1 protein-coding gene is annotated in these 2672 nt (G+C 34.8%); it reads left to right on the plus strand.

The genetic code is table 11. The features are described 5' to 3' along the window. Positions 1–228 precede the first annotated feature (228 nt). Entirely contained in the window at positions 229–2442 is a 2214-nt protein-coding gene (locus ACH2CG_RS01680; protein WP_395061557.1) for a tail fiber domain-containing protein, read from the plus strand. The last annotated feature ends 230 nt before the right edge of the window (positions 2443–2672 follow it).

Here is a 2672-nt window from a genome sequence, read left to right on the forward strand (position 1 = left end):
CATAGATTTAAAAGGAAGCTTAAGATACAACCCAAGCTCAGACAAGTTCGAAGGTTTCAACGGAATACAATGGACACCACTACATTAAGTAATAAAATTAAAACTACTCAATCAACTCAATGCCTGCCATATAACATAAAAAACAGTAACCGCTAAAACTTAATTTAATAAACAAAACTTAAGAACAACAACAAGTACAAAAAAAATGAATTTTAAATGCTCTCAATTATGAAAAAAATAAGTAAAATAATAGCTACAATTCTATTCCTATATAGTAATGTAGGTAACGCACAAGTAGGAATTGCAACAACAACACCAGATCCGTCTTCAATACTTGATGTTGTCTCATCAACTCAAGGTTTCTTACAACCACGAATGACCACTAGCCAAAGAATAGGTATTCCAACACCTGCGGCTGGTTTACAAGTATACGACACTACAACAAACACAAATTGGTATTTTAATGGAACAGTATGGATTCAAAGCGCAACAACTGCATCGGTAACAGCAAGCAATGGCTTAACAGCAACAAGTGGCGATGTAAAATTAGGTGGTGTTTTAACACAACCTACAACCATTTCAGGTCTTACCGCAACTAACAAAATCAATATATTAGGCACAGGAATAGATGCTTTTAATGTAGGTAACAATGCACTTTCGATAGATGCCACGAATGGAAGAGTAGGTATTGGCATTACTACTCCATCAACAAATCTTGATGTCAATGGTCAAATAAAAATTTCTGGAGGTTCTCCTGCCGCAGGTAAAGTTCTAGTATCCGATGCGGTCGGTCTTGCAACATGGATTGCACCAACAGCTATTGGAGCTGGAGATAATCTTGGAAATCATACAGCTACAACAACCGTTGATCTCAACAATAACTATATAGCTAACGGTAGGTTTGTAGTGCAAAATGCAGTTGATGGTGGAAGTTCAAGAGGAATATTTATGTGGACTCCTACAGACACAAATTGGGGTATTTACATGGCACAGCCAGGCGTAGGGAGATCATTGTCAAATGGCAATGCAGTTGCTGGCGCGGGTTTCAACACACACTCTTTACGTTTTAGAACAAGTAATTCAGTTTTTCAAGGTGTTATTTTTGAAAATCGATTAGAAGAACTCAATATGAGTATTCGTGGTAATGATGGTTTAATTTACATGAGAGGAGATGTAGGTATTGGAACGTTAACACCTGCTGCAAAATTACACATAAATAACAGTACGCAAATAGCCAATACTGTTGGAGCCAGTCAGGATATTGTAACAATTCAAACAAATGTAGGTAATAATTCATTCTTAAAAACACAGCAAAGAAGACATACAACTGGATCAGATTGGAATGGCACAAATGTTCGTATGCAAAGAGCTGTTGATGCAACTAATATGGGATTCATAGATTACGGTATAGATGGCAATACTGGTGATTTGGGCTTAGGTTTCGGGAGTAATAACACTACTAATATGGTTTTAACTTCTACAGGAAATCTAGGTATTGGCACCTCTACACCATCTAATAAATTAGATATAAACGGTACAGCAAGAATAAGATCAACAGCAGCAGGCACAGCAACAGATGATGTTCTAACAGTAGATCCAACAGGAGTAATTCGTAAAATAACAAGAACAAGCATAAATAATAGTGCAGATTTACGTCTTATAGGATCCGGAAATCACATTACCAGTGATGCTGGTATTTCTAGTAATGGAAGTTCAGTAGGATCTGGAACTAACAATATAGCTATGGGATTAAATTCTTTAAATCTAAACAACTCAGGCTTTTCAAATATTGCTGTAGGAACAGAAAGCCTTCATAGCAATCTAAATGGAAGTTATAACGTGGCAACAGGTGTCAATTCATTATATGATGTAACAACAGGAAGTTATAATATTGCTGTCGGATCATTTTCAGGTGTAGGCCTAACAACAGGAAACAACAATACAATTTTAGGCTCTTTTGTATCAGTACCACCCAACATGACCAACAATATAATCATAGCAGATGGCGACGGAAACCAAAGAATAAATGTAATTACTAACGGTTTTGTAGGTGTAAACACAAATGTACCAACATTTCAATTATCAGTTAATGGAACCGCTGGTAAAACAGGTGGTGGTGCTTGGGCAGCATTTTCTGACATAAGAGTTAAAAAAAACATACTCGACTATTCTAAAGGACTAAGTGAAATATTAAAAATAAGACCCGTAACATTTGAATACAATGGCAAAGCGGCAAACAAAGCTGACGGAAAAGTATATGTAGGTGTAATTGCACAAGAAATAGAAAAAATATTACCAACAACAGTTACCAAAATAAAAACAGAAGAGTTTGATGATTTAAGACAATACGATAGTTCTGAACTTATTTATACGCTTATCAATGCAGTAAAAGAATTGAAAAAAGAAATAGATGTTCTAAAAGAACAAATAAGTAAAAACTAAGACAGGTAAAAAATGCATAATAATATCCAAACCGTCAGTTCAAATGTTTTTTGTGAAGTGAAACGCAACAAAAAATGTATCGAGAACAACAAATTAAACCACTTCAAACAATGAAAAAACAAATGAAAAAACAAATGAAAAATTAAACAATGCAGCTTAAAATCTAAATTAAAACCACTTAATTTACTTTCAAGAATAGCTGTTACTCCAAAATTAGTAGCCGTTTTATT

This window comes from Flavobacterium sp., assembly GCF_043778725.1.
In the GTDB taxonomy this organism is placed as follows: domain Bacteria; phylum Bacteroidota; class Bacteroidia; order Flavobacteriales; family Flavobacteriaceae; genus Flavobacterium.

Bases quoted from the DNA above. Each gene is read 5' to 3' on its own strand.
- ACH2CG_RS01680 (WP_395061557.1), top strand. From the start codon at position 229: ATGAAAAAAATAAGTAAAATAATAGCTACAATTCTATTCCTATATAGT.